Genomic DNA, 6,906 nt, shown 5'->3' with positions numbered 1-6,906 from the left:
GCCGTCGGCGCGTAGAAGCCGGTGACCTGGTAGCCCCACGAGCCGCCGAAGGGATGCTCGGCGACCGGCAGGAACTCGACGTGCGTGAAGTTCAAGTCCGCGACATAGGCGGGGAGTTGCTCGGCCAGCTGACGGTAGGTCAGACCCGGGCGCCACGACGGCAGATGCACCTCGTAGACGGAGAACGGCGCCTCATGCGCGGGGCGCTGCGCCCGCTTCCCGATCCAGTCCGCGTCCCCCCAGGTGTGCGTGCTGGTGTGGATGACCGAGGAGTTCGCCGGAGGGTTCTCCGTACGGGTCGCCAGCGGGTCGGCGCGCATCGTCTTGCTGCCGTCGGGGCGGGTGATCTCGTACTTGTACAGCTCGCCCTCCCCGATGTCGGGGACGAACAGTTCCCAGATGCCCGTCGAGCCGAGCGAGCGCATGGTGTGGGCCGCGCCGTCCCAGTAGTTGAAGCTGCCGACGACGCGGACGCCGCGGGCGTTCGGCGCCCAGACCGTGAAGCGGGTGCCCTCGATGCCCTGATGGGTCATCGGGCGGGCGCCGAGCGCCGTCCACAGCTGCTCGTGCCGGCCCTCGCCGATGAGATGCAGGTCGAGGTCGCCGAGGGAGGGCAGCAGGGCGTACGCGTCCGCGACGGTCTGGGTCGTGTCCGCGTAACCGATCTCCAGGGTGTACTCCGCCGGGACCTCGCGGAGCTGGAGCAGCGCGGAGAAGAAGCCGTCGCCGTCGTCGTGCAGTTCGGCGTGCAGGCCCTCCGGGGTGCGGACGGCGACGGAGGTGGCGTAGGGGCGCCAGGCGCGGAAGGCGATGCCGCCGTGGGTGGGATGCGCGCCGAGCACTCCGTGGGGGTCGTGGTGGGTGGCCTGCTGCAAGCGGCGGCGGTCGGCCTCCGGCACGGGGGCCGGGGTCGGGGGCGGGGATTGGGTCGGGCGGCGGGTCACGGGGTGGGCCTCCTTGGGTGGCCTTCGCGTCTGCCGGGTGGCGGTTCGTCGGCGGGTGCCGGTTCGGTGGGGGCTGGGCGCGCTCACGCGGCGGAGCCGCATATCGATAGAGTCCCGCGCCCCTGGTATGCGCACGTCGTGCGCTATTCCTCCTGCGCCAGGCGCGCCAGTGCCGCCATCGGGACCGGGAGCCAGTCAGGGCGGTGGCGGGCCTCGTAGAGGGATTCGTAGATCGCCTTGTCCGTCTCGTAGGCGCGCAGCAGGACCGGGTCGGTGCGGGGGTCCCAGCCGGAGACGTCCGCGTAACCGGTGCAGTAGGCGGCGCGGCAGGCGTCCGACCAGGCCGGGTTCCAGGGGCGGTGCGAGCGGGCGGCGTAGTCGAAGGAGCGGAGCATGCCGGCGATGTCGCGGTGCGGGGGGTGCGGCAGGCGGCGTTCGGCGAGGGGGCGGGACGGCTCGCCCTCGAAGTCGATCAGCTGCCAGCCGTCGACGGGGTCGTACAGGCACTGGCCGAGGTGCAGGTCGCCGTGGACGCGCTGGGCCCGCCAGGTGCGGCCCTCGGCGGCGAGGCCGGTCAGGGCGGTGAAGGCGGTGGCCAGGGCGGGGGCGTGCGGGAGCAGCGCGGGGACCTGCTGGGCGGTCGTCGCCAGGCGGTTGGTCATGGCCTCGGCGAGCTGCTCGACGTGGGCGCGGGTGTACGTGGCCGTGGGCAGGGCACGGGCGAGGGCGGTGTGCACCTCGGCGGTGGCGCGGCCCAACTCCCGTGCCAGGGAGGTGAATTCCTCCTGGTTGGTGAGGTGCTTCAGGGCCAGTTCCCAGCCGTCGGCGGCGGACTTGAGGTAGGGCTGGAGCAGGCCGAGCGTGGTCGTGCCGTCGGGGTCGGCGGCGTCGCCCGTCTCGTACCAGGCGACGGGGGCGGGGACGCGGGTGCAGCCCTCGCGGGCCAGGGCGAGGGGGAGTTCGAGGTCGGGGTTGGTGCCCGGCAGGACCCGGCGGAACACCTTGGCTATCAGCTCGTCCCCGTACACGACCGAGGAGTTGGACTGTTCGGCGTGGAGGGGGCGGGAGGTCAGGCCCTGCGGGATGTGACCGTGCGGGCCGCGGTGGAAGCGGAGGGCGCCGAGGGAGCCGGGGGTGCGGAGCCGTTCGAGGAGCACGGCCGCCTGGCGCGGGTCCTGGAGCGCCTCGTACGCGGTGCGGCCGGCCAGCGGGCCCTGCGTGATGTGGCCGATCACGGTGGGCGCGAGGTGCGGGGCGAGGGCGTCGGCGGTGCCGATCAGGAGCTGGTAGCAGTCGCCGGGGCCCTCGTCGGCCGGCGGCTGGTGGGCGCGGATCAGCAGGTGCAACAGGGCTGCCCCGGGCCGTAGTTGGGTGACGGCGTCGAGGGTGAAGCCGGTGACCGGGCGCCCCTTGCCGGCGAACCAGCGCTGCCGCGGCAGCCACTCGCGCAGCAACGGGTCGAGCGATGTGAGCAGTTCGGGGTCGTCCACCGCGGCGGCGGGAACGACGGGGTGTGCTGCGGCTTCCGACATGGCGTCGCGTCCTTTCCCCGGGATGCGGCGGCCGGTGCGAGCGGTCCCGGGTGCACAGATGCTGTCCGGAGGTGGGGACGTGCCGGGTGCGGGGGCCCGTTGTCCGGGGCGGGCACCATGGGGCGCCTGCCCCGCACGGTATTGGGGGAGAGTGCCCAGGGCGAGGGGGCGGAAACCGGGATTGGCGTGTTCTTGGGCATTCCTTCGGTGTGCGGACGGGCGTACTCGCGGGTCACCGGCGACGGGCCGGCCGGAAGGCGTCGACGAGGATCCGGACGACGCGTTCCGCGGCCCTGCGGCGGGCCGGCTCCCGGGACCAGACGGCGGGGAGGAGGACGGCGGCGAAGAGGGCGAGCGCGAGCAGCGCGGGGACGGCGGTGAGGTGCAGGTTCACGGTGACTCCCGGTGGGTGGTCTCGTTGGGGTGTCACCAGCGTGCTGGGGGACGGGGTGCGTCGGCCCGCCCGCCGAACTGCCCCGAAACACAGGCCTTTTGTGCAGGTCAGGCCTACGCTTCGGGGCAGTGCGCCGAACCGTTCCGAAGGCGCCGAAGGTCGGGAACAGGGAGGGGCGGTGCCGTGCCGCGGGAACGACGCAGGGGGCCGGTGGCCGAGTTCTGTGAGCAACTACGCCTTCTCGTACGGGATTCAGGGCTGGCGCAAAGCCAACTGGCCGCACGGATCGGCAAGTCGGAACCCGCCGTCTCCGAGCTCCTGAACGGGCGGCGTACGCGTCCGCCCGCCTGGGACGACGTGCGCCGGATCGTCGACAGCTGCGGTGTGGCGAAGGGGCTCGACGGGCGGGCCCGCGCCGTGGAGACGGAGGCGTGGCGGCACCGGCACGGGGAGCTCGTCGGCGTGTACGAGAAGGTTCGGGAGCTGGAGCCCGCCGTCGGCGCGCAGCCGGCGCCCGCGGTGTCGTTCCGCGTCGATCCCCGGGACCTGAGCACGGTCGGACAGTTGGGCTGGGCCCAGTGTCTCGGGCTCCTCGTCGAGGCCGGCGACCACCCGGCAGGGCCCGTCGAGGCGCTGCGTACGGCGAGCCCGGCCGACTTCCGTGCGCGGCTGTACGCGGTGTGCGCAGACGTGCTCGACAGCTTCCCCGCGCGGGTGCGGGAGACCGAGCGGATCACGCGTACGGCGGTGTGCCAGGCGGTGCTGCCCGTGGCGCGGATGGCCGCACTCCTGGAGCCGGAGCCCGCTCCACCGGAACGGGAACTGTCGGCCCGCACCCGCCGCGCCATGGTGGGCTTCGCCGAGGACGTCAGGGCCGGCGTCTCCGCGACCCGGGTCGCGGGGTCGGACTGGGTGTGGGACATCGCCGCGAAGGGCCGCCTGTGGCTGGCGGAGCCCTCGGCCGGTGACCTCGACCGGGCGGCGCTCCACTTCGACCGCATCATCACCGAACTAGCCGCTGTGGAACCGGAGTTGTGGCTGCGTCTGGAGTGGTGGGACCGGCTGCCCGAGGCCGCCGGGACCGCGCTCGACGCCCTCGTCGGCGCGCTGACCTCACCGCCCGTCCCCCTTCCCTTCGCGTCGGACGCGGCCCGCACCATCGCCCGGGGGCCGGAAGGCACCCTCGACCGCCCGCTCGTGGAGGGCTACCGGGGCGGCCAGGGGCCCACCCTGCCCAGGCTCGGCGAGGCCTACGTCGATCCCGTGGCGCGCCGGGCCGTGCTCGACGCGGGCCTGCCCGCGCACGACGACGCCTGGTGGGCCGAGCAGGACGGCGACGCCCCGCTCGGCGCCCTGCTCGCCGCGCACTTCAGCGGCGCCCAGGCGGTGTGCGGGCCCCTGCTCGTCCTCGGCCACCCCGGCGTCGGGAAGTCCGTGCTGACCCGGGTCCTCGCGGCCCGGCTGCCCGACGGCTTCCTGCCGGTGCGGGTGGAGTTGCGCGCGGTGCCGGCGGACGCACCGGTGCAGGAGCAGATCGAGCGGGCGCTCGCCGCGCAGCTCGGGGAGCCGCTGACCTGGCCCGCCCTGGTGCGTGGCGCCCCGGGGCGGCTGCCCGTCGTCCTCCTCGACGGGTTCGACGAACTGGTGCAGGCCGCCGAGCGCAGCCACTGGGACTACCTGGAACAGGTCGAACGGTTCCAGGCGCGCGAAGCGGCCGCCGGCCGCCCCCTCGCCGTGGTGGTCACCAGCCGGACGGTCGTCGCCCACCGTTCCCGCATTCCCGACGGCACCCGGGGCCTGTACCTGGAGGCCTTCGACGCGGCCCGCAGGGAGCGCTGGCTGGCCACCTGGAACACCGTCAACCAGGCCTATTTCGCCGCCCACGGCCTGCGCCCGCTGGCCGCCGACGTCGTCGAGGACCACGCGGAACTGGCCTGCCAGCCCATCCTGCTGCTGCTCCTCGCCCTCTACGACTCGGTGGACAACGGCCTGGCCCGCGCCACGCGGAGCGAGGTCAGCGGCGCGGTCCTGTACGAGGAGATGCTGCTGGGCTTCCTGCGCCGCCAGGTGCGCAAGCAGTACCCGCACGCCGAACCGGAGACGGTGGAGGCCGACGCCCAGGCGGAGCTGCGACGGCTCGGAGTCGTGGCGCTCGCCATGTTCAACCGGGGGCGGCAGAGCGTGCGGGCCGCGCAGGTGGTCGAGGACGCCCGGGCCCTGCTCGGCCCCGACCACGGCTGGGACGGCGACCGCGCCTTCGGCCGGTTCTTCTTCATCCACGAGGCGCAGGCGATGATGCGCGGGGAGAGCCTGCGCGCGTACGAGTTCCTGCACGGCACGTTCAGCGAGTACCTGGTGGCGCGCACGATCTGGCGCACCGCGCTCGCCGTGCGGGCGGCCGAGGACGCCGCCGAACTCAGGGCGCTGCTCTCGTACGCGCAGCTCACCGAGCGCGGGCAGGTGCTGACGCGGCTCGGCGAACTGCGGGCGGCGGCCGCACCGGAGGAGGTGCGCGGCCTGGCCGGGGTGCTTCCCCTGCTGCTCGACGACGCGCTGAACGGGGCGGTGACGCCCGTGCTCCAGGGCTATGAGCCGCGTACGGTACGGCCGTTGACCCGGCTCGCCCAGTACAGCGCCAATCTCGCCCTGCTCAGCCTCCTGATCGGGCCGGACGAGGTGCCGGTGTCCGAACTGCTGCACGCCACGGACGGTCTGGAGGCCTGGCGCCGGATCACCGGGCTGTGGGAGTCACAACTGCCGGACGAGAACTGGAACGACCTCACGTGGCGCATCGAATTGCGGCGCACCCCCGGGAAGGAGCCGCACGTGGGGCGGGACCTGGGCCCGGCGGACCCTCTGGTGCCGGTGGTGCGGACGATCGGGGCCGGGGACCTGCTGCGCAGGGCGAGGTTCGGCTGCCGTGACGACACCGACGAGCTGTTGCGCGGGCCCGCCATGATGCCGGTGCCGGAGGGCAGGGAGTGGTGGGAGGACGCCGACGCCGCTCCGGAGGGCGCCGACGTGCCGGCCCTGGTCCATCTGCTCACCGCCAACCCGGGCCCAGGAGTTCCGCCGCGGTCGTACGAGCGCTGCCTGGCCGCCCTGGACCGTATGCCGCCGGGCAGCGCGCGCGACGCCGTGCTGTGGTCGGTGACGGCCGCGCTCACCCGCGATCTGCCCGGGCTGAGCAGCGCGGCAGCAGGCGACCTCATCGCCGGGCTGATCAGCCGAGCGCGCAGGCACGACGCCGACAGCGAGGCCTACGACCCCCTCGTCGCCGCAGTGGAGACACTGGCGACGAAGGCCGATGCGGAACCCGAGGTCGTGGGCCGCCTGCGCGCGCGGCTTCAGCGGGCGTTGGAAGGCCGTCTCAGACCCCGTCCTTCCGCAACCTGAACCAGTAGAACCCGTGCCCCGCGAGCGTGAGGAGGTACGGGAGTTCGCCGATGGCGGGGAAGCGGACGCCGCCGATCAACTCCACCGGGTGCCTGCCGTTGAAGGCCTGAAGGTCGAGTTCCGTGGGCTGGGCGAAGCGGGAGAAGTTGTGGACGCACAGGACCAGGTCGTCCTTGTACTCGCGCAGGAACGCGATCACGGCGGGGTTGGAGGAGGGGAGTTCGGTGTACGAGCCGAGGCCGAACGCCGGGTTCTGCTTGCGGATCTCGATCATCCGGCGCGTCCAGTGCAGCAGGGACGACGGGGACGACATCGAGGCCTCGACGTTCGTGACCTGGTAGCCGTAGACCGGGTCCATGATCGTGGGCAGGAAGAGGCGGCCCGGGTCGCTGGAGGAGAAGCCGGCGTTGCGGTCCGGGGTCCACTGCATCGGCGTGCGGACCGCGTCGCGGTCGCCCAGCCAGATGTTGTCGCCCATGCCGATCTCGTCGCCGTAGTAGAGGATCGGCGAGCCCGGCAGGGACAGCAGCAGGGCGGTGAAGAGTTCGATCTGGTTGCGGTCGTTGTCGAGGAGGGGGGCCAGGCGGCGGCGGATGCCGATGTTGGCGCGCATCCGCGGATCCTTGGCGTACTCCGCGTA

4 protein-coding genes and 1 pseudogene are annotated in these 6,906 nt (G+C 73.5%); 1 reads left to right on the top strand and 4 read right to left on the bottom strand.

Features of this window, described 5'->3' with window-relative positions; all coding sequences use genetic code 11:
• From AB0L37_RS38230 to AB0L37_RS38220, 3 genes and pseudogenes are all read right to left on the bottom strand, one after another.
• Positions 1-944 (bottom strand): annotated as a pseudogene (locus tag AB0L37_RS38230) (1,4-alpha-glucan branching enzyme); the annotation flags it as partial.
• Positions 945-1,087: 143 nt separating this feature from the next.
• Positions 1,088-2,476, bottom strand: coding sequence for a maltokinase (locus AB0L37_RS38225; protein ID WP_365516747.1), 1,389 nt, complete (start codon positions 2,474-2,476; stop codon positions 1,088-1,090).
• A 232-nt stretch (positions 2,477-2,708) separates the two neighbouring features.
• Complete coding sequence (locus AB0L37_RS38220; protein ID WP_365516744.1) at positions 2,709-2,870, bottom strand: hypothetical protein; 162 nt, start codon at positions 2,868-2,870, stop codon at positions 2,709-2,711.
• 210 nt (positions 2,871-3,080) lie between these two features.
• Between AB0L37_RS38220 and AB0L37_RS38215 the strand changes: the two genes are divergently transcribed.
• Positions 3,081-6,266, top strand: coding sequence for a helix-turn-helix domain-containing protein (locus AB0L37_RS38215; protein WP_365516741.1), 3,186 nt, complete (start codon positions 3,081-3,083; stop codon positions 6,264-6,266).
• On the opposite strand, the gene AB0L37_RS38210 is transcribed toward AB0L37_RS38215, so the two are convergent.
• Positions 6,241-6,906: alpha-glucosidase C-terminal domain-containing protein (locus AB0L37_RS38210; protein WP_365516738.1), on the bottom strand; the 666-nt coding region annotated here is incomplete at its 5' end. The genes AB0L37_RS38215 and AB0L37_RS38210 overlap by 26 nt on opposite strands.

The sequence above is a fragment of the Streptomyces sp. NPDC052225 genome (assembly GCF_040679615.1).
In the GTDB taxonomy this organism is placed as follows: domain Bacteria; phylum Actinomycetota; class Actinomycetes; order Streptomycetales; family Streptomycetaceae; genus Streptomyces.
Note: the sequence above shows the minus strand (reverse complement) of the source record. Positions and strands in the feature narration are given on the sequence as shown.

What these genes read in the sequence shown, in the direction of transcription:
- AB0L37_RS38225 (WP_365516747.1), bottom strand. Translation starts at nt 2,476, where the DNA reads ATGTCGGAAGCCGCAGCACACCCCGTCGTTCCCGCCGCCGCGGTGGAC.